Here is an 18,491-nt window from a genome sequence, read left to right on the forward strand (position 1 = left end):
TCCGCGCGCAGGCAACGGAAAAACCCGGCTTTGACAAATTCTGGAATTTTCTGCTTGCACCCCTGCCCGTTCCTCACTAAATCCCCCCCTCACAGACCCCCGCGGAGAGGTGCCGGAGTGGTCGAACGGGGCGGTCTCGAAAACCGTTGTGGGTGCAAGCCCACCCAGGGTTCGAATCCCTGTCTCTCCGCCACTATCCCGAGACTAGCATAGTCCCCGAATTCGGTTTCGTAGCCTTAACCACGACCGAGTGCGCTCGTCGTTGAACAACAGACGGGTCTGCTTTCAGATAGATCAAAGTAGTTTTCATATTCTTTTCCCTAAAATATCTACCGAGCCCTGAATCCTCCTTCCCAATGGCTATTTCCGGACCCGAACCGGGCATTCGAAGTTGAGTTTTCTTCTGCAGCGCGGCTTGTTCTGACGTACTATTTTCAGAGTTTATCATTGCGGCACCAAAAGAAGGCAGTCGTACCTTAGGTGCGCCGTTTCTTATTCACTCAAACAGCATTCAGACTCTGGCTTTTTCAAAGGCTGTCCAAGAGGTTTCGAATGCTTCGAAATCAAACTCCGGATGACGGGCTGCATCCAAGACAATACGTTCTGTCGACAACAGCTTTTGCATTGCAGCTTCTAACTGATCGACGACGTCCTCGGGCACGACCAACGCACCATGACGGTCGGCATGAACCAACGCGCCCGGATTGACGGCCAGGCCAAAAACTGAAACCGGTGTATCAATCTCGCGGATGTGGACGAAGCCGTGGCTCGGCCCGACGGAGCCGGCAACAACCGGGAACCCCTCGGGCAAGTCCCCGAGATCGCGCATGACACCATTGGTTACAACACCGGAAATTCCGAACCCCTTGTGGACAGATGTATTGATCTCACCCCAATAGGCGCCGATGCAATCGGGAAAATCCAAGTCCTCAATCACAGCGACACTGGGACTGGTCGATTCGGCCATGTATTTGTAATAGGCCATGCGCCGGGTTTTGATGACGTCAGACGGTTCAGTCGGCGGATTGACTGCCGCGATCTTGGCCGTGCGTGCATAGCCGACGATCGCGGGCTCATCAGGCGCGGAACACAGCATGGTGCCGCGCGTAAAATCGTCGAACCCGCGCTTGCCTTGCGCCACTTCGATGGCATTGCAGACGGTGGGGGTGTCGACCTTGCGCAGCAGGGACAAAAGAGATGGCGTCATGTGTCCTCCAACCAGCGGATCAATGCCGCTGTGGTTAATTGTGGTTGTTCCAATGTCGGGAGATGCCCCGCACCTTCAATGATCTCCAGAGTGCTGTGTGGTAGCAGTTCGTGCATCATCTGGTGGCGCTCAACCGGGCACAACTTGTCTTCGCGTCCACACAGGACCAGAACGTTCCCGGCAAAAGCCTTCAGAGTTGCGCTTTGGTCCGGGCGGTCCATCAGCGCCTGTGACTGGCGCAAGAAAACGTCAGGACCCAAGTCGGAGGCCATCGCCATGCAAAGATCCAGTATAGCGCCCCGATTAGGCCCGTCGGCCAGATAATTGGGTTTCATCTCGTCTTGCATAACCAACCTCAGCTTGCCGTCGCGAACAGCCGCCATTTGGGGCGTACGACGGGCCTTTACCTCTGGAATTTCAGCGAGTGGGTTTGTGTCGAGCAAAGCCAGTCGCGAGACGCGTGCAGGAGACTGACGCAATACTTCCATTGCCACGATCCCTCCCATCGACAAGCCGGTCAGCGCGAAATCGGGTGGCGCATTTTTCAGGATATCATGCGCCATGGCCTGCACGCTGTCGTACCGGGACAAGGGGAATGTCATCACGGGCCTGCTGCCCGACAGAGCATTGATCTGCGGACCAAAGAGGCGGGCATCGCACATCATACCCGGCAAGAAGATTAAGGGTGTCATGCCGAGGCCAGCTTGGCCCCCTCAGATAACGCGGCCAACTTGGCGTAGGCGATCTGAGGGTCAACCGCGCCGAAGCCCGCAAAGGTTCCAAAGCCGCAATCGCTGCCTGCTATCACCCGGTCGGCGCCGACAATTCCCGTAAATCGTTCGATCCGTTGGGCCACAAGTTCGGGATGCTCGACAAAATTGGTGGTGGTGTCGACGACACCGGGGACCAGAACCTTGTCATTGGGTATCTCAGATTTGCGGTCACGGAACACGGTCCACTCGTGGGCGTGACGCGGGTTCGAGGTCTCAAACAGGACATAGCGCGATTTGGTCGCCATCAGGGTGCTGAATACCTTGTCCATCGCAATATCGCAGCAATGCGGACCCTCGTAGTTGCCCCAGCAGATATGCACCCGCACGCGATCCTGCGGGACGTTCTGAAGTGCGTGGTTCAGCGCCTCAACATGCATGTCGGCGATTTTGACGAACGCGTCGTCTGAAAGGTCTGTGAACAGCATATGACGCGACAGGGCCAGATCGGGGCAATCCAGTTGCAGATCCAGACCTGCGGCCACGATGGTTTCGTATTCCTCTTTCATGGCATCGGCCAGCGCCGCCAGATAGGCCTCACGTGTTGGGTAAAATTCGTTTTGCAAAAACAACGAAATCACGCCTGGTGACGCGGCGTTCATAAAGCCGCTCTCTGCCCCGTGCTGCTCCATCGCTGCTTTGAGGTTGGCAATGTCTTTCTGCAACTCACCCTGCCCTTTTGATCGCACCTCGCCGGTGCACATCGGTCGTGCGTATTGTGGCGTGCCACCATCATCGGCCAGTCGCTGCAGAAAACTTGGGAACATCTTCAAGTCTGCAGGCGCATTTCGGGGGCTCTCACCGGAAAAACCGGTGTATCGATCCTTGACATAGGTCGCGTAGGAAATCTTCGAGGTCTCGCCATCGCTGACAACGTCGACACCAGCTTCAACCTGTTTGCGCACTGTCTCAGAGACCGCATCGGTCATGCAGACGTCAAACGCCGCCGTGTCGTAGGTTTCAACATTTTCACGGGCGAATATGAAATCCACCACGTCTTGCGTTCGGGGCAGAGACCCAACATGTGTGGTTTTGATAGTCATCAGAGCCTCCTTAAATTTTGCGCGCCATCAGGATTGTGTGGCTTTGGGTATCTGGGTCTTCGGCAAGATACCCGGTCATATGTAGTCCGTTTTCCTCAAGACACGTCGCGTAGCCGGCCGGGGACAGCGAGGCGTGATAGACAAGCTCTGATCCCACCGTGCCGCTGACTTCTCCGGCCCGAGGTCCGACGGTCAGCATGAGCATTCCACCGGGTCGCAAATGACGCGACATGCGCGCGATACAGTCTTTTTGTTCATCTGCGGTCAGATGAAAAAAGCTATTCCAAGCGATAATGCCGTCGAATTGCTGGTCCAGCTCGAATTCCCGCATATCAGCATGCCGCCAATCCCCATCAGGCCAGCGGTCACGGGCAATGGCCAGCATCGCATCGGCAAAATCGACACCTGTTACTGCGAACCCCTCAGCCATGAACCAGCATGCGATCGGGTCGCCTGTGCCGCAGCCCAGATCCAGCACATGTTCCCCTGGCTTGAGGCTGGCCGTGAAGCGCGCCAGCCAGCGCGCTTCGAACAGGGCCTTGGATCGACGCTTGTCATACTCCGTCGCTTGCCGCTCATAGACGGCATGGGTGTCGTTAGGGTCAGCGTTCATCCTGTCCAGGTCGCTCCTGCCGGGTCATCGGTTGCGGTAATCCGATACAGGCCCGCCTGTCCGGTCATCGAAGGTTGCACGCTATAGGATTCACCGGAAAGAACCAAAGCCGTGTCGCCGTTGGACAAAGTGGTTTCTTGATCGTCGATCGAAACACGCCAGTGTCCGCTGGCTGGCATAAGAACCACAGGTTTTTCTGCCACAACCGGTTCGGTCACAGAGGATCCTCGCCCAAGGAAATCAACCTCGAACCCGGGTTTATCCATGATCATTCCGTTTTCCCCGATCACCTGTGCGGGTTTGTTGGCCGACAGGGCCATCAGGTCCCAATACCGCGCGACGTATTTACCGACGACCTCTTCAACCGGAACCTCGGGGTAGACTTTCAACTGCTCTTCGGTCAGCAAAGGCATCGGTCGGACATTGTGAGGCAGTTCCTGCCCCTTTTTGGAGTCGTAAAGCACGCCATTGTCGCCCAGCATCAGCCCATGTGCCTGCGCATCTTCAATAACTTGAGGTGCCCATGTCACTCCGCCGCCCGCGTCGTCACCGCCCAAGATCGACATGATCATCCCATAATCCTGACCGACGTTTTCAAAACCCCGGAAGATACCGGTCGGGATGTTGAAGATATCGCCCTCTTCGGCGATGAATTCACCGGCGGTACCATAGCGGCCCCAGAAAAAACGCCAACGACCTTTGGCGACAAAGAAGACCTCGGCCGTAGTGTGGCTGTGCAGAGAGTTCCGGCATTTTGGCGGCTGGCCCGCAGCACCGATGTTGAAGCCGATCTTGTCAGTGATATGCACATGCTGATCCGGAGATTCCGAGACCCCCCCGCCGACGATTGTGAAGTTCTCTTTCTGATCGCTGCCCGGCGTGTGGGCGTCGATAAATGCGGTTTGGCACGGCCGGAGTTCACCATAGTGAACAATGCGGGAAGAGATGGTTGATTTCGACATTTTGCAAGTTCCGATACTACGTTTTCAGGAGTGGTGGGTTGCGTGCTTGTACGGCACGCTCTCTCACTCTCCCGGCGGACGCAGGTTCAATCGCCGTGAACGCAGGCTTTGACGGTGCATATGGTAACGCCGAAGGACCCCGGTCTCATTCAGACCATCCACAAGAATGCGATATGCGACCGGGCGCGCCATTCAGACCTCACCGCTCTGCAACAGGATCTGCTTCCAGACCGAGGTTTCATCAAACAGAGTATACTCGCGGCGCAACTGCGGCTGGCCGCCAATCAGGGCGCCAAACTCGGCGTGGCTGATGCCGAGGACATAAACCTGTGCACCTGTCGGCGCACCAAACACGCCCCAGCCGTCATGTTTGCCCCAAAGGCTCCAGCGGATCGCGGCGCGGGGTGGCATATCCGGGTCGTCGCGCCCGATCTGATGCTCGATCTTGAAATCAGCATTCGGGAAGCTCGCCCGCAGACCCATCCAGAAACGGTCGACCGCATCCCAGCCATGACCAGTCATGCCGCCCACATATTCTGACTGAACGGCCCGGTCATACTCGGCGTCGATCGCACCCATATCGGCATTCATGATCCGGGTCAGAATGTCGGCATAGCGCTGCCCCCACTCGTTATCGTTTCCACGGCCCTTGTACGGCCCAGATTGATCGATTTCGGGGGTCAGAGGCTTGACGCAGTTCTCCTTACCTCCTTCGCGGGTAATCAAATCGGCGGCGTATTCCTTCGGGGCCCATCCCATCTGGCGGACGATGGCGCCTTGATCGCGGATGAGCCATTCGTCGTTGATCTGATTGTTTATAGCGTGACAATCCGCCAGAATCCGGTAACGCAGTTTGGTTCCGGTTGGCTTGCCGTAAACACCCTCGGCCAGATGCGTGGCCGTCGAAAGGATACGGTGAGAACTCAGCATCCCTTTTTCGGGGGTGCCGGACCAGATCACATCTTCGCCCAGTAACTGCCGATCGGGAAACTCGGCCAGCGTCGCCATGGTCGCGCCGATCACGTTCTGATTGCCCAGAACCACCGAACCGGGCGAGCGTACGACGATATCTTCGCTGTAATAGTCGTGCAGGGTCGCAATACCCCGGTCTTCCCAAATCTCTTTGGTGATACCGATGATATATTCGGGGAAGTCCCGAAACTTGGGATCAAAGCCCTTCATGTTTTCATCCTTTGCGGCGTCCAGCCTTTTGGCAGCCGTGCCGATGTGCGCACGATTAGAGGCCCATCAATCGCGACCTTGCGTGCCGTGGCGGCTGCCGGGTTTTCAATATGGTCCAGCAATGCGTCAACGGTCTCGGCAACCATCAGGTTGGCCCGCTGACGAATGGTGGTGAGGTTATAGGCAAGCCAAGCTGCCTGCGGGACGTCATCGTATCCGACGACAGAAACGTCTTCGGGTACTTGCATTCCCAACTCGAACCGGATGACGTCCATCACGGCAAGCGCCATGTGGTCATTGGCAACGAAAACCGCGTCGGGCCGCTTCTGCGGCTCGACATCGAACATTCGACGTGCGGCCAAGCGCGCATTCTCGGTGTGAAACTCTCCGATCTCATGAGCGTACAGGTCCTGGCCTGTATCGCTGAGCGCCGCGCGGAAACCTGCTTCGCGGTCTCGCTGAGTTGAGGCACCCTGCCATCCGGCAATGTAAGCGATACGGCTGTGACCGGCTGCGATAAAGAACTCGGCCACCTTGCGACCGCCCGCATAGTTATCGGAGGTGACCGACGTGATCCCATCGATGTCCTGACTACGGTTGAACAGCACCACCGGCACACCGGCCTGTTGGCACCGGGTTGCTATATCGGACGACATCGCGACCGAGGCCAGAATGACGCCATCAACCTGATAATCGAGGATTTCCTCCATCACGTCGTCGATGTTTCCGGCTGTTCTGGAGGCCATGAAGATCAGGACGTGATAGCCCTGCTCCTGCAACTCGTTCGACAATTTCTCGAGCGCTTCGGGATAGAAATAGTTATCCAGATAGGCGACCACCAAACCGATGATGCGGCTTTTGCCTGACACCATCGCACGCGCCAGTACATTGGGGCGATAACCCAGTTCGGCAGCGGCCTTGCGCACCTTCTCTTCGGTCTTCTTGCTGACCGAAGCCCCGGGCGTGAAGACTCGGCTAACCGCAGATTGGCTAACCCCTGCAAGCTGAGCGACCTGAAGTGATGTTACTTTCTCAGCCATCAGTCTGCCGTCCAACCTCCGTCAATCAACATCGAGGTGCCTGTAACCAGCGCTGAGGCGTCGGAGGCGAGGTAGCGTACCGCACCCATGATATCTTCGACCTCGCCCACGCGACCCAGTTTGATCTTGTCCATGATCCATGCGGCGCGTTCCGGATTGTCAAAGGTAGATTGAGTCAGAGGCGTTCGAATAAAAGTCGGGCAGACCGTGTTGATCCGGATGCCCTGTTTGCCCCACTCGATGGCCATCGATTTGACCATCCCCTCAAGCCCGTGCTTAGTCGCACAGTAGAGCGCCCGTTCGACCCCTCCAACATGCCCCATTTGGCTGGAGATGTGGATAATCGAACCCGGCCTGCCAGCCTCGATCAAAGCACGAGCGGCATAGGCCGATAGGAAGTAGGCCGAACGCAGATTGACGCCGGTGACAACATCGAAATCCTCTGGCGTTGTCTCAATAGCAGCACTGTGCCGTGCAACCCCGGCGGAATTCACCACGACATCAAAGCTGCGCGGTTCGAAAACCTGCTTTAGCGCATCCAGCTCGCCCTGATCCAGAACCAGCGCCTCGACCGACCACCCCTTTGCCCGCAGAGCAGTGACAGTTGCATTCAATCGATCTTCGCCTCTGGCCGCACAGACGACATGCGCGCCCGCCTCGGCCAGCGCAACGGCACAGCCCTGCCCAATGCCTGAAGAGGCACCAGTCACCAGGGCGGTCTTTCCTGTCAGGGAGAACGAAGGGGTGCGCGGCAGTTCGGTCATCAGCTCATTCCATCCGGTATTTCAATGCGACCCATGTTTCGGGCCTTATTGAATTCCCTCAGACGGGCAAAGACGTCAACGCCAAGCTGCCGGTAGGCATCCAGCAAATCGACCAAGACCCAGTTTTCGCGGATGCGCCCGTTTTCCAACCGCCAGAAATCGAGGCTGCGCATGGTGATCTTCTTGCCTGAAGGGGCGATCCCCAGCCAACCGTCGTGAGTCACAGTCTGGATCATGTTGGGCCAGCCAGTCACGGCTGCGTATTCGCCATCACCGAAGAAGTGATAGGTGATGTCATCCACGTATTGCCCCCGGTCCGGCATCCCGTTCAGGAACGGGATCTGATGCCAGTTGCGAAAGCCCGAATACCCGCGCCCGGTACCGATGCCCGAAGGACCGTACCAGTTCATCCGCGGATGCCAGAACCGGTCCATCTCCATCACCTCGGGGCCGCCTTGCGAAGGGTGTTTCTTGAGATGTTCCAGCATGTCGATGATGTGCTGGCAGGTCGCCCTGCCCTTGGCTGCGTCATAGGGACCGGGTACGAAACCGTCTTGCGTTGCCGGTCCGGGCACATGCCATTCGCGCCCCAGGCTGGGTGCCATCGGCCATGCACCGGCCTGCATCATCACCTCGGGGATGTCCCAAAGCGCTTGCATTTCAACAACCTTACCGTCCTCGAACCGATAGAATTCGTGGAACCGCATGGTGACCTGATGGCCAGTTGGAGGAATATCCAGCCACGGGCCAGTGAACGTACCTGTGTAGTAACCGCCGCAGCCGACCCAGTCCGCGCCATCTTCGTCCGGCCCGGCCATGACGATGTAATCGCGGCGCTCCAGATCAGGCCAGGCGGTTAACAGGTTCTTGAAGGCACAGTCATAGAAAGCATCGCTGCCGATGCTGTCGCCGAAGGGATGGCACAGGTGGAACACGACGTCCTGCGCCGTCACCCCGGCCAGTGCCGTGCGAACACCGGCCTCGGAAAAGTCGTACATCGCGGCCCTGAGCGGAGCAATCAGGGCTTTGTGTTGGGTATGCCTGTCACTCATTCAGCAGCATCCCGATACGGCGCCGGCTCGCCATAGGGCACGTTGATGCCGCCATAACGCCGTACGCGAACATTGCACTGCTCCGCATGGCCCACGAAACCTTCCAGCATGCAGAGGCGCGAGCCGTATTCGCCAATCAACGTCGCCGCGTCATCGGTCAGAACCTTCTGATAGCTGTGCGTTTTCAGGTACTTCCCTACCCACAACCCACCGGTATAGCGACCTGCCTTTTTCGTTGGCAGCGTGTGGTTCGTACCAATCACTTTGTCCCCGTTCGAAACATTGGTACGCGGCCCAAGAAACAGCGCGCCGTAGCAAGTCATATTCTCAAGGAACCAATCGTCGCGATCCGTCATCACCTGAACATGTTCCGAGGCAATATCGTCAGCGACTTGCAGCATCTCATCATACGTGTCGCAGACGATCACTTCGCCATATTCTTCCCAGGACACTTTTGCGGTGTCGGCGGTTGGCAGGATACCCAACAGACGGTCCACCTCGATTAGTGTCTCTTCGGCGAGTTTGCGAGAGTTGGTCAGCAACACACAGGGGCTGTTGTAGCCGTGTTCGGCCTGCCCCAGCAGGTCGGTTGCGCACAGCTCAGCATCTGCTGCAGTCTCATCCGCGATGACCATCGTCTCAGTGGGGCCTGCGAACAGGTCGATGCCGACACGCCCAAACAGTTGGCGCTTGGCTTCGGCCACAAATGCATTGCCCGGGCCGACCAGCATGTGAACCGGGTCGATGGTCTCGGTTCCCAGCGCCACCGCTCCGATGGCCTGAATGCCACCCATGACATAAATCTCATGCGCGCCACCCAGATGCATCGCCGCAATCACCGCCGGGTTGGGCTTGCCTTTGAACGGAGGCGTACAGGCGATGATGCGCGGCACACCCGCAACCGAAGCCGTCGCCACCGACATATGCGCCGAAGCCACCATTGGAAACTTGCCGCCGGGCACGTAGCAGCCCACAGACTGAACGGGGATGTTTTTGTGGCCAAGAATGACACCGGGCAGGGTCTCGACTTCGATGTCCAGCATTGAATCCCGCTGAGCCCGCGCAAAGTTGCGCACCTGCTCCTGCGCGAACTTGATATCGGCCAATTCACGGTCGGACAATTGCCCGATCAAGTCATCAATTTCTTGTTGGCTTAGGCGGAACGAGGCGGGCGAGTAGTTGTCGAACTTCTCACTCAACTCACGCACCGCAGCATCACCGCGGGTTTCGATGTCTTTCAGCGTCGCCTCAACCACGGCGCGGGTCTTGGCATCGTCTTCAGCCCGGTCCGCATCGGATTTGCCGCGTTTAAGATACTCGATTGCCATGTTTCCAATCCTCAGTTTTCAGGCCGAGGTGGACATTTTTCACCCCGGTCAAATGCTTCCCAGCCTTCGCCGTTGAACAGGTCCACGCCCAGCTGAGCCGCAACGTGGGCAAAGTCGACATTCACCCAGTTGTCGACAATCTTGCCGTCGACTACTTTCCAGAAGTCCATGTACCTAATCTCGACACGCTTGCCGGTGGGGGCGATGCCCAGAAACTCACCGGAATGCGTGGCTTCCTGACGGCCAAAGGCGGCTGCCCATTCCCCCATGTAAAGACGCGCCTCGTCTATGCAGGTCTTGTCCGAAAACGCCGCTTGGAATGGACGCTGCCAGTTATCCTGAAACTCTTTCAGACCGGTTTTGGTTCCGCAGCCTTGATTACCCATCCAACGGAAGCCCTGGGTGAAAAATTCCCCAATATCGTTGATGCGGTGGTCATTTAGACCATCCACCATGGTTTCGATCACGCGGCGCGTGTCTTCGGTTTTGCTCATGTCCGTGCCGCGAGTTAGAACCGCTTGTTCGGGGCGAGAACCTTTCATGCCTATATCCTTTCAGGTTGCCAGTGGGAGAGTTTGGAGGTCGCAGCCCCAGTACCCAGAAAGTCCCTCGGCAACCTGTTCAGCGCTGGGTGGCGCGACATGGCGTTATGTCTGGCATGATTGCTCATTAGCCCTTGACCGCTCCGGCTGTCAGGCCACTGACGATCTGGCGCTGGAAGATCAGAACAAGGAAGATCAACGGCGCGGTGATCGAAACGGCGGCGGCCACGGCAACCACTTGGTCTGTTGTGGTCGTCTCGCGGTTGAACATGCCGACGATGGCGGGAACCATTGTCTGATTTTGTGCATCCAACAGCAACGAAGTCACAAGGATGTCGTTGTAGGCCAAAAGGAAACTAAACAGCCCGGTGGTGATCACCCCCGGCCACATCACAGGCATGATCACCCGGCGGAAGGCCTGAAAATGGTTGCAGCCGTCCACACGTGCGGCCTCGTCCAGCTCGGCCGGAATGTTCTGGAAGAAGGAGCGCAGCATCCAGATTGTGAACGGCTGGTTGATCGCCACCAAAACCGCGATCACGGCGAAAGGCTTACCATAGAGCGTGGGTGCGTTTTCACCCAGGATCGGGGCCAACCATTCGGATGAGCTGATGAAGACCGGCAGGTAGCTGGCAACCAGTGCCGACGGCGGCAAGGCACGGAAGATCAAAGCGACGATCAAAAGCCAGAAAGCCAAATTCGACCCCGACCGCGCCAGCCCATAACCCGCCAGAGTCCCGACCGACAGTGACAGGATGACAACGCCCGAGGTCACGATCAGCGAGTTCTTGAAGTTGTTCGAGAAGCCTCGGTCGATCCAGACTGTTTTGTAGTGTTCAGTTGTCAGACCCAGTATGTCGCGCCCCAACGGGCCTAAGAGCGGGTTCAAAACGTTCAAAATGGCGGGCAGGATCACGAAGAATACGACCAGAAAGCCCACTGCGGCAGCCAGAATTCCGATTACCCAGCCAAACCATTCCTGACCTTCCCTGGAATAAGCTGAGATCATTGCCGGCATCTTCTTGAATACCAGAGCAATAGTGCCCCAAATCACCGCTATGCCGAGGATGATATCCAGCAGTGACAGCCCGTTTCCGTTGGACAGAGTCGTTGGCCCGAAGATCACGTTGAGGGCGTTGCTGTCAAAGGCGTCGACCGGGGATTTGAAGCTCATCACCGTTATCCAGAAGATCGGGAAGATGGCAACAAGGCACCAAAAGGCCAGGAAGATGTTCGAGGTCAGCCGCAGGCTGAGCGGTTGGCGAAGCGCGCGCGAGGACATGTCAGTGACCTCCTTTGTGATCGCGCCATGTCCGGCGCAGCGGGAAGATTAGCAGTATGGCAATGCCGATCATGGTCAGCATGGCGCTGGCCGAGGCTCGGCTGATCGAGCGGTTGCCCGCCTGATCGGGCACCAGGAAGTCATAGGTCAGCCATTGCAGCGATATGACATACCCTTGGCTGGCGAACCCGACGATCTCTTCGAACACTCGGTAGCTGTCCATCAAGTGGATCATCGACACAAAGATGATCAGCGGCATCAGGTGTGGGATGACGATGTACTTCATCCGCTGCCAACGGGTCGCACCGTCGATCACCGCGCTTTCCAGGCTGTCCTGATTGACCGTTTGCAAACCGGCATAAAACACGATGGCGGCAAAGGGCGCGACGTGCCAGACGCGATAGAGCATCATCAGGACTTCAATGGTCCAGGCCTGCGCAAACAGGGCGATATCGCGATTCAGCCACCATTCCAGCAACGCAGTCAGGATACCATCACCACGAAACAGCCAGTTGACCGACAGCACCCCGATCACAGGTGTTATGATAAAGGGTAGCAACGAGATGAAGATCACCGGCCCTCGGATCGCATGTGCGGCGTTGTTGATCATAACCGCAATCCCCAGTCCGCAGACGATGACTAAAGGCAAAGTGATCAGCGTGAAGGTCAGGGTAAACCGAAGCGCTTTCCAGAAATTGATGGTGGACAGAACGTTCCAGTTACCATCACTGATCGCACGCCAGGCCCGTTCCGGCTCCAGTACGTTGCGATAGCTTTCCCACCCCACATACTGGGTTTGGGTGATGACCTTGCCTTCCTCATCCAGTCTTGGCTGTGAGACCGTTTCGGTCACACAGGTCTGTGTCAGAAACCCCGGGGTGCAGGTTTCCTTTTCGACCGTCTCATAGATCGGCTGGGTGACGTAAAAGCTTTGCTTGAACACGCTGATCAGCGGAAACGCGATGAAGAGAAGCATCATAAAGACAGAGGGGCCGACAAAAGCGGCAAATGTCCGGAAATTCATGGCTCTGCCTTTCTCATGGTTCTCGGGGGGAAGGGTTGGGAGGGCCGTAGCCCTCCCGTGGGAGGATCAGTTGCTGATCAGACCGGCTTCTTTCGCGGCGGTGATGTAGTCCGCCTCGATATCGGCCAGCGTTGTCGGTGCATCCTTGGCACCGGTCAGGTAGTCGGCCAGACCGTTGCCCAGTGAGGTGTGCATGATGCCCATCGGACCAGAGGCCGGGTACGCCTTGGCACCGCCTTCTGCAGATGCTGCAGCACCGGCCGCCAAGTCGCCCGCGGAATAGGCCGGGCTTAGCCAGACGGCGACATCGTTGTTTGCGCTGACCATGTCCGTATCCATGCCTTCAAGTGCTACACGGAAGGCGGCATCTGCTTCTTCGTCGCTCATGTTCGACGCCAGAACGATACCGTCCCACCAGATCGTTGTCGCTGGCACTGCGGATCCCATCGGCGCCGCAGCCATCGTCACCTTGCCAACGACCTGGCTTTCGGCCTCATCGTTCATCGCGGCTGCACGGCTGGCCCACAGGTTCGCCATCGCGATCTTGCCCTGCTGGAACTGCTGCTGCACATAGGTCGAGTCAGAGACCAGGTATTCCGGGTCCATGTAATCGGTCATGGCCTTCAGAGTCTCAAGCGCCGCCACGCCTTGCTCGTTGTTGATCGCAGGCATGTTGCCGTCACCAAAGAACGCTCCGCCCTCGCCCAAGTACATGTTGACGAATTCCTGGCCGAGGTTCCAACCGGTTTTGAACGTACCGCCAATGGGATAGTCCATGACGCCGGCTTCCTTGATCTTGGCAGCCGCGGCCAGAACGTCGTCATATGACTTCGGCTCTTCGATGCCCAGTTCGGCCAGAACATCATCGCGATACATCAGATGCTGCGCATTCACCATCATCGCGATAGCCATGGTCTTGCCATCGACTTTGATCAACTGATTGGGCAGCAGATCCTGGCCGTATTTCTCGACCAGATCATCCAGCGGGCGGACCGTGCCTGCGTTCAGCAATGGAACCAGAGTGGCGTTCGAAACACCGCCGATCTGATAGAGCGCGGGATCAGCCGCAAAAGCCTCGGGCTGTTTTTCGCGGAACTCCTGGTCCAGCGAGGCACTAAAATTGCCGCACTCGGCCATCGCATCTGTAACCGCTTTCCAGGCTTCGAACCCTGCCGAAAGCGACTTGAGCGGCACATCATTTTCAAAGGCACAATCAGCCCATGCACCGGTGGCGGCGATGGACATGGCACCTGCCATGAGGATCGTCTTGAGTTTCATGCGTTTCTCCCTGTCAGGATCGGTCCGTCGTCGACGTCCGGACCGGTGTTAAGCCCGTTTGGGCTGTTCGTGGGGTTGTTTCTCCCCGATCCGCGCACCGCTTTCAGCTTCAAAGAGGTGACAGATTTCTGTTGGCACCGAGAACGAGACAGGCTCGCCAATTTCGGCGCGGAAGGCTTTGTCCGCTTTGACCGAGACCAGTGCACCACCGACCCGGACCGAGATCATGGTCGCGTCGCCCAGCAGTTCCAGCGTGTAGATCGGTGCGGTTACTTGGCCCTGCCCTTCGGCAAGGCTGGCGTCTTCGGCCCTGAAGCCCAGCGTCATCGGGCCGTCCGGCGCATCGACCGGAATTTCGACATGGTCGGCACGGAACACGCCGGCCGAAACCTCACCATCCATCAGGTTCATCGCGGGCGAGCCAATGAAGCTGGCCACGAAAGTATTCGCCGGACTGTCATAGATTTCGGTCGGGCTTCCGACCTGCTGCACCACACCCTGCTTCATTACCACGACACGGTCGGCCAGCGTCATGGCTTCGATCTGGTCATGGGTCACATAGATGGTCGTTACCGCCAGTTCGTGGCTGAGGTTCTTTATCTGCGCCCGTGTCGAAACCCGAAGCTTGGCATCCAGATTCGAGAGCGGCTCATCCATCAGGAACACGTTCGGCTCGCGCACAATGGCGCGGGCCAGTGCCACACGCTGTCGCTGACCGCCCGACAATTCGGCAGGCTTCCGGTGCAGGAAATCGTCCAACTCGACCATTGCGCTGGCACGGCGCACCTTGTCGTCGTGCGTCGAGGGGTCGATTCCACGAACCTTCAGCGGAAAGCGGATGTTTTCATAGACGTTCATGTTGGGATAAAGCGCATAGCTCTGGAACACCATCGCTACGTCGCGGTCTTTGGGCTCAAGGTCGTTGACCACCTTGCCGTCGACCAGGATTTCGCCCTCGGTCACGTCCTCGAGACCGGCGATCATGCGCATCGTGGTGGTCTTGCCGCAGCCCGAGGGGCCGAGCAGCACCAGAAACTCGCGATCCGCGATCGTCAGGTCGAAATTGTGAACCCCAATGAATGATCCCCATCGCTTACCGACGTTCCGCAATTGAATTTCCGCCATGGTGCCCCCTGCAAGGAATCGGTTTGCATACGTTTGCAAAACAGTAATTCGCATATACCAAATCAGGCAAGACTTTTTTGCATACGTATGCAAACGTGCTACTGATATCCGACTCGCACCGGCCTCGCGCCTCTCCTAAAACCCTGATTACAATGGTAACCGCCGTGAACTTTCAGACAGAAAAAAAGCTGGTCTCCGCGTTTCATACTGACCTGGAGTCCGCGTCAGAACACGAATCCCCGACCGTCATGAGCCGATTCTGTGCTCCGGACCTGAAGTGGCGCGGCTTTCATCCGTTCGACGAAATCCGCGGCGCCGAACAGGTTGCCCAGCAATTCTGGCAGCCGCTGAAAAGCAGCCTTACCCACATGCAAAACCGTGTGGACATCATGTTTGCGGGGGAAAACTCACTGAGTGACGAAGCTGACGTCTGGGTCGTGTCCATGGGGCATTTGATGGGCCTGTTCGACCGACCGTGGTTGGGCATTCGCCCAACCGGTAAATTGGCATTCCTGCGATATTGCGCATTCCACAAAGTCGTCGGTGACAGGATCGTCGAAACAGCAATGTACTTCGACTTACCGCACCTAATGGTGCAAGCCGGACAGAACCCCTTTCCTCCACAAACAGCGGCGCATTTGGTGCAACCTGGACCACGGCCCCGTGACGGCCTGCTGTTCAACGAACAACCCGTTGAAGAAGGCGAGAAGACACTGGCGGTCATCAATGCGATGATCTCGGATCTCGGCCAATGGGACAGTGGTGTGTCGCTTGAGGATGAATTGGCCCGAACCTGGCACAAGGACATGATTTGGTGGGGCCCCGAGGGGATTGGCGCGACCTATACGATAGAACGCTATGCCAAGCAGCACTCGGGCCCTTTCCGTGCGGCTTTCAAAGACCGATCAAAAACCAAACATATTTGCCGCCTGGCCGAAGGGCATTATGGCGGCTTTTTTGGTTGGCCCAACTTCACCGCTACCCCTTCAGGCGGGTTCATGGGAATGCCAGCCACTGGTAAACCCGGCGAGTTTAGGGTGATCGATATCTATCGCCGCGCTGGTGACAAACTGGCCGAAAACTGGATCTTCATCGACCTGCTCCACTTCTGGCAGGGTCAAGGCGTTGATATTCTGGCACGCACCACAGGGATCGAAAAACCATGAAGATAGATGCACACCACCACCTGTGGAACCTTTCGGTAGTGAATTACCCTTGGCTCATGGAGAAAGGCATCGTTCGTTTTTTCGGCGACCCGTCTTCTATCCAGCGGGACTATTTGCTGCCGGAACTTCGTGCAGATGCCGAAGCCATGGGCTTTGGCGCTTCGGTACACATTCAGGTCGGTGCGGCAGACCCCTGGGCCGAAGCTCAGTGGGTGCAATCCGTTGCGGACCAGTTCCCTGACTGGCCGTTGGTGCAAGTGGCATTCTGCGATCTGACATCTAATGATCTGGACGAACAACTCGATTGTCTTCAAACGCTGCCCTCGGTGCGTGGTGTGCGTCAGATTGTTGGCCGGGCTCCGGGCGAAGATGCCTCAACCGGCACGAATTCACTTCTAAAAGACCCAAAATTCTTGGCTGGTTTGAAGCAACTGGGCGCTCGCGGCCTTTCCTTTGACCTTCAGCTGCTGCCTGAACTAATGGAGCAAGCCGCAGATGTTCTTGCGCAATCTCCGGAAACCCGAATAGCCCTGTGCCACGCTGGTTCGCCACACGACCGGACACCACAAGGTTTGCGAAGGTGGGCAGATGAATTGACAGCATTGTCGAGCCTGCCGCAGGTTTATTGCAAACTCTCCGGCCTCGGAATGTTCGATCACAACTGGAGCGCTGAAAGCGTCGCGCCTATCGTTTCAAACTGCTTATCCCAGTTTGGCGCCGATCGCTGCATGTTCGGATCGAATTTCCCGGTCGATAACCTCACTTCAACTTACAAAGAGGTTGTTTCCCGGCATCAGGAACTTATCCCGATTTCAAGCCACGAATACGTGTTCCATGGCACATCAAAACGCTTCTATCGCATTTAATAGCGAAGAAGCACACAAGCCAAAGGTCTTTGGCACCATTTCAAAACATCTGCTTTGCCGTCGCGGCAAAAGACAGCTTCCCGCCCTTCGGAACCTCAATGCGCTTTCAGTAACCGCCGAAGAAGTTCACTCATCCGAAATCACTATGACGCTTTCCTATGACACCCCTACCCGCTTTCCGTGCCAAGCCTGCCTATCTTGCAGCCGCAAAGCCATTGTTTTACTGATATAAAGACCTTTGTTTTGATGTAGAAAACGGTCTCGAAAACCGTTGTGGGTGCAAGCCCACCCAGGGTTCGAATCCCTGTCTCTCCGCCACGATCCATCGATAGTTGCAGACGTGAAAAACAGGCCCCAAAGGCACGATCACGGTTTGGTCAGGTTTCCAGAACTGTAAATCGGCCTCAGCCGCTTGAACCGTTCTCGTTCAACGGGTCTGCCATTTGCGGGATCGGAACGTCAAAACCGATAAGTTGCGCCCAAAAGAGGACCGGACTGATCGAACTTGAAATCATTCCCATTGATCACATGATCGAAAGAGATATAGCGGTACCCACCCCGCAACAGCCATCGATCATTAATCGCGTAGTCGGCGGTCAACAGAATCTGCCAGGTCTCACTTCCGCTTCTGAAGCCGCCATAATCCACAAACCCTGACCCCGACCATTTATCTGAAAAGCGGACCCTTGCCCGTGCCCCGATAACTGGATCGGTCCAGTTGTCATCGGCCGTTGCGCTGCGTCCAGGCGCCGTTCCGGGTTGTAGGGTGAATTGAGTACTGGTGCTGAACCATCTGAAACCACCTGCAAGATCAACGCTTATTGTCGGCGCCTCATAAACACGATAGCCGACATAGCCGCTGAAGAACTTTATCGTGGCCGAGGTATCAACGCTGGAGATGGCCGGGCCCGGCGTGCCATTGCTGAATGACAGGTTGGTGTAATTGGTGTAATCGGCCAAGAACAGCCATCGCCCATCAGAAGCAGCAAACGCAGCCATGAACGCAAAATCCAGAATATCCAGCGCGTCCGAAAAACTGAGTGTCCCGTCGATTGTTCCATTCGGCGTGGCCAGCGACAAGTCCGTTTCAGGCATAAACAGATAGACCGTAGCCTCATATGACCAATCGGACTGCTGCGCGGATACCGTTGACCCAATGCCCGCCGCCAGAGCAAACCCAAAAGCCGTCCCTATTTTTAAAGCTGTGGCCATCACACATCCCCCTTTGAAATCTATTAATCTTTTTC

18 protein-coding genes and 1 tRNA gene are annotated in these 18,491 nt (G+C 56.9%); 3 read left to right on the forward strand and 16 right to left on the reverse strand.

All coding sequences use genetic code 11. The features are described from left to right. Positions 1-103 precede the first annotated feature (103 nt). Positions 104-193: transfer RNA gene (locus tag AC2FJZ_RS18990), tRNA-Ser, on the forward strand. 318 nt (positions 194-511) lie between these two features. On the opposite strand, the gene AC2FJZ_RS18995 is transcribed toward AC2FJZ_RS18990, so the two are convergent. The 15 genes from AC2FJZ_RS18995 to AC2FJZ_RS19065 all read right to left on the reverse strand — a co-directional run bounded on the left by AC2FJZ_RS18995 (position 512) and on the right by AC2FJZ_RS19065 (position 15,212). Beyond that, entirely contained in the window at positions 512-1,207 is a 696-nt protein-coding gene (locus AC2FJZ_RS18995; protein ID WP_496669891.1) for an RraA family protein, read from the reverse strand. Beyond that, positions 1,204-1,899: an alpha/beta fold hydrolase gene (locus tag AC2FJZ_RS19000; RefSeq protein ID WP_496669890.1), complete on the reverse strand. Its 696-nt coding sequence runs from the start codon at positions 1,897-1,899 to the stop codon at positions 1,204-1,206. Before AC2FJZ_RS19000 ends, AC2FJZ_RS18995 begins: the two co-directional genes overlap by 4 nt. After that, on the reverse strand, positions 1,896-3,020 hold the full coding sequence (locus AC2FJZ_RS19005) for a cobalamin-independent methionine synthase II family protein (protein ID WP_496779590.1): 1,125 nt from the start codon (positions 3,018-3,020) through the stop codon (positions 1,896-1,898). Before AC2FJZ_RS19005 ends, AC2FJZ_RS19000 begins: the two co-directional genes overlap by 4 nt. 10 nt (positions 3,021-3,030) lie before the next feature. Then, positions 3,031-3,633 carry a class I SAM-dependent methyltransferase gene (locus AC2FJZ_RS19010; protein ID WP_496779592.1) on the reverse strand — a complete coding sequence of 201 codons (603 nt, stop codon included), beginning with the start codon at positions 3,631-3,633 and terminating at the stop codon, positions 3,031-3,033. Continuing rightward, entirely contained in the window at positions 3,630-4,595 is a 966-nt protein-coding gene (locus AC2FJZ_RS19015; RefSeq protein WP_496779594.1) for a cupin domain-containing protein, read from the reverse strand. Before AC2FJZ_RS19015 ends, AC2FJZ_RS19010 begins: the two co-directional genes overlap by 4 nt. A 192-nt stretch (positions 4,596-4,787) precedes the next feature. Further along, complete coding sequence (locus tag AC2FJZ_RS19020; protein ID WP_496779596.1) at positions 4,788-5,777, reverse strand: nuclear transport factor 2 family protein; 990 nt, start codon at positions 5,775-5,777, stop codon at positions 4,788-4,790. Continuing rightward, the gene (locus tag AC2FJZ_RS19025; protein ID WP_496779598.1) at positions 5,774-6,817 is read right to left on the reverse strand and encodes a LacI family DNA-binding transcriptional regulator; all 1,044 of its coding nucleotides are present in this window, start codon (positions 6,815-6,817) and stop codon (positions 5,774-5,776) included. Before AC2FJZ_RS19025 ends, AC2FJZ_RS19020 begins: the two co-directional genes overlap by 4 nt. Continuing rightward, positions 6,817-7,581, reverse strand: coding sequence for an SDR family NAD(P)-dependent oxidoreductase (locus tag AC2FJZ_RS19030; protein WP_496779600.1), 765 nt, complete (start codon positions 7,579-7,581; stop codon positions 6,817-6,819). The genes AC2FJZ_RS19025 and AC2FJZ_RS19030 overlap by 1 nt, the downstream gene beginning before the upstream one ends. Continuing rightward, positions 7,581-8,633 carry an ester cyclase gene (locus tag AC2FJZ_RS19035; RefSeq protein WP_496779602.1) on the reverse strand — a complete coding sequence of 351 codons (1,053 nt, stop codon included), beginning with the start codon at positions 8,631-8,633 and terminating at the stop codon, positions 7,581-7,583. Before AC2FJZ_RS19035 ends, AC2FJZ_RS19030 begins: the two co-directional genes overlap by 1 nt. After that, positions 8,630-9,961, reverse strand: coding sequence for a histidinol dehydrogenase (hisD, locus tag AC2FJZ_RS19040; protein WP_496779604.1), 1,332 nt, complete (start codon positions 9,959-9,961; stop codon positions 8,630-8,632). Before hisD ends, AC2FJZ_RS19035 begins: the two co-directional genes overlap by 4 nt. Before the next feature lie 11 nt (positions 9,962-9,972). Continuing rightward, the gene (locus AC2FJZ_RS19045; protein WP_496779606.1) at positions 9,973-10,503 is read right to left on the reverse strand and encodes an ester cyclase; all 531 of its coding nucleotides are present in this window, start codon (positions 10,501-10,503) and stop codon (positions 9,973-9,975) included. 127 nt (positions 10,504-10,630) lie between these two features. Then, complete coding sequence (locus AC2FJZ_RS19050) at positions 10,631-11,785, reverse strand: carbohydrate ABC transporter permease (RefSeq protein WP_496779608.1); 1,155 nt, start codon at positions 11,783-11,785, stop codon at positions 10,631-10,633. 1 nt (position 11,786) lies between these two features. Beyond that, positions 11,787-12,809 (reverse strand): carbohydrate ABC transporter permease, encoded by a 1,023-nt coding sequence (locus AC2FJZ_RS19055; protein WP_050602436.1) that lies wholly within the window; start codon positions 12,807-12,809, stop codon positions 11,787-11,789. 66 nt (positions 12,810-12,875) lie between these two features. Continuing rightward, positions 12,876-14,087 (reverse strand): ABC transporter substrate-binding protein, encoded by a 1,212-nt coding sequence (locus AC2FJZ_RS19060; RefSeq protein ID WP_496669879.1) that lies wholly within the window; start codon positions 14,085-14,087, stop codon positions 12,876-12,878. Between the two features lie 48 nt (positions 14,088-14,135). Then, positions 14,136-15,212, reverse strand: a complete 1,077-nt coding sequence (locus AC2FJZ_RS19065; protein WP_050602576.1) for an ABC transporter ATP-binding protein — start codon at positions 15,210-15,212, stop codon at positions 14,136-14,138. A 152-nt stretch (positions 15,213-15,364) separates the two neighbouring features. Here AC2FJZ_RS19065 and AC2FJZ_RS19070 point away from each other — a divergent pair, with 152 nt between their 5' ends. Next, positions 15,365-16,378: a nuclear transport factor 2 family protein gene (locus tag AC2FJZ_RS19070; protein WP_496779610.1), complete on the forward strand. Its 1,014-nt coding sequence runs from the start codon at positions 15,365-15,367 to the stop codon at positions 16,376-16,378. Next, the gene (locus tag AC2FJZ_RS19075; protein ID WP_496779612.1) at positions 16,375-17,244 is read left to right on the forward strand and encodes an amidohydrolase family protein; all 870 of its coding nucleotides are present in this window, start codon (positions 16,375-16,377) and stop codon (positions 17,242-17,244) included. Before AC2FJZ_RS19070 ends, AC2FJZ_RS19075 begins: the two co-directional genes overlap by 4 nt. A 459-nt stretch (positions 17,245-17,703) precedes the next feature. Here the strand turns inward: AC2FJZ_RS19075 and AC2FJZ_RS19080 are convergent, their stop codons facing one another. Continuing rightward, complete coding sequence (locus AC2FJZ_RS19080; protein WP_496779614.1) at positions 17,704-18,456, reverse strand: outer membrane protein; 753 nt, start codon at positions 18,454-18,456, stop codon at positions 17,704-17,706. Positions 18,457-18,491: the final 35 nt, after the last annotated feature.

This window comes from Ruegeria sp. CDSA079, from assembly GCF_059612245.1.

Excerpts from the sequence above, each read along its gene's own strand:
- AC2FJZ_RS18995 (WP_496669891.1), bottom strand. The coding sequence starts at position 1,207 with ATGACGCCATCTCTTTTGTCCCTGCTGCGCAAGGTCGACACCCCCACC.
- AC2FJZ_RS19000 (WP_496669890.1), bottom strand. The coding sequence starts at position 1,899 with ATGACACCCTTAATCTTCTTGCCGGGTATGATGTGCGATGCCCGCCTC.
- AC2FJZ_RS19005 (WP_496779590.1), bottom strand. The coding sequence starts at position 3,020 with ATGACTATCAAAACCACACATGTTGGGTCTCTGCCCCGAACGCAAGAC.
- AC2FJZ_RS19010 (WP_496779592.1), bottom strand. The coding sequence starts at position 3,633 with ATGAACGCTGACCCTAACGACACCCATGCCGTCTATGAGCGGCAAGCG.
- AC2FJZ_RS19015 (WP_496779594.1), bottom strand. The coding sequence starts at position 4,595 with ATGTCGAAATCAACCATCTCTTCCCGCATTGTTCACTATGGTGAACTC.
- AC2FJZ_RS19020 (WP_496779596.1), bottom strand. The coding sequence starts at position 5,777 with ATGAAGGGCTTTGATCCCAAGTTTCGGGACTTCCCCGAATATATCATC.
- AC2FJZ_RS19025 (WP_496779598.1), bottom strand. The coding sequence starts at position 6,817 with ATGGCTGAGAAAGTAACATCACTTCAGGTCGCTCAGCTTGCAGGGGTT.
- AC2FJZ_RS19030 (WP_496779600.1), bottom strand. The coding sequence starts at position 7,581 with ATGACCGAACTGCCGCGCACCCCTTCGTTCTCCCTGACAGGAAAGACC.
- AC2FJZ_RS19035 (WP_496779602.1), bottom strand. The coding sequence starts at position 8,633 with ATGAGTGACAGGCATACCCAACACAAAGCCCTGATTGCTCCGCTCAGG.
- hisD (WP_496779604.1), bottom strand. The coding sequence starts at position 9,961 with ATGGCAATCGAGTATCTTAAACGCGGCAAATCCGATGCGGACCGGGCT.
- AC2FJZ_RS19045 (WP_496779606.1), bottom strand. The coding sequence starts at position 10,503 with ATGAAAGGTTCTCGCCCCGAACAAGCGGTTCTAACTCGCGGCACGGAC.
- AC2FJZ_RS19050 (WP_496779608.1), bottom strand. The coding sequence starts at position 11,785 with ATGTCCTCGCGCGCGCTTCGCCAACCGCTCAGCCTGCGGCTGACCTCG.
- AC2FJZ_RS19055 (WP_050602436.1), bottom strand. The coding sequence starts at position 12,809 with ATGAATTTCCGGACATTTGCCGCTTTTGTCGGCCCCTCTGTCTTTATG.
- AC2FJZ_RS19060 (WP_496669879.1), bottom strand. The coding sequence starts at position 14,087 with ATGAAACTCAAGACGATCCTCATGGCAGGTGCCATGTCCATCGCCGCC.
- AC2FJZ_RS19065 (WP_050602576.1), bottom strand. The coding sequence starts at position 15,212 with ATGGCGGAAATTCAATTGCGGAACGTCGGTAAGCGATGGGGATCATTC.
- AC2FJZ_RS19070 (WP_496779610.1), top strand. The coding sequence starts at position 15,365 with ATGGTAACCGCCGTGAACTTTCAGACAGAAAAAAAGCTGGTCTCCGCG.
- AC2FJZ_RS19075 (WP_496779612.1), top strand. The coding sequence starts at position 16,375 with ATGAAGATAGATGCACACCACCACCTGTGGAACCTTTCGGTAGTGAAT.
- AC2FJZ_RS19080 (WP_496779614.1), bottom strand. The coding sequence starts at position 18,456 with ATGGCCACAGCTTTAAAAATAGGGACGGCTTTTGGGTTTGCTCTGGCG.